Source organism: Kitasatospora purpeofusca (genome assembly GCF_000718025.1).
GTDB classification, from domain to species: domain Bacteria; phylum Actinomycetota; class Actinomycetes; order Streptomycetales; family Streptomycetaceae; genus Kitasatospora; species Kitasatospora purpeofusca.
In genome coordinates, this window is sequence record NZ_JODS01000097.1 from 1 (window position 1) to 451 (window position 451).

1 protein-coding gene is annotated in these 451 nt (G+C 70.5%); it reads right to left on the reverse strand.

Going from position 1 to position 451, the window contains the following annotated elements; all coding sequences use genetic code 11:
* Window positions 1-451: FTR1 family iron permease (locus IF01_RS0140880; protein WP_030398693.1), on the reverse strand; the 451-nt coding region annotated here is incomplete at both ends.

Genomic DNA, 451 nt, shown 5'->3' on the forward strand with positions numbered 1-451 from the left:
GTCGGGCTGGAAGTTGAGGACGCCCTTGAGGAGGGTGCCGTACCAGCTGTCCTTGGGGATGGTGCTGGAGATGTCGAAGGCGAGGTTGTGCAGGCCGGGCAGCCAGCCGGCCTCCTGGAGGTCGTGGACGCCGTAGGCGAGGACGCCGGCGGCGACGACGACGAGCATGGCGCCGGTCCAGGTGAAGAACTTCGCCAGGTTGATCTTCAGCGCGCCGCGGTAGAAGAGCCAGCCGAGGAAGGCGGCGGTGAGCAGGCCGAGAGCGGCGCCGATGATCGGGTTGTAGCCGTCCTCGGTGGCCTGGACGGCGGTCCAGATGAACAGGGCGGTCTCCAGGCCCTCGCGGCCCACCGCGAGGAAGGCGGTGGCGACGAGGGCGCCGGTGCCCATGGCGAGGGCGGCGTCGAGCTTGCCCTGGAGTTCGCTCTTGAGGTGGCGCGCGGTGCGGCGC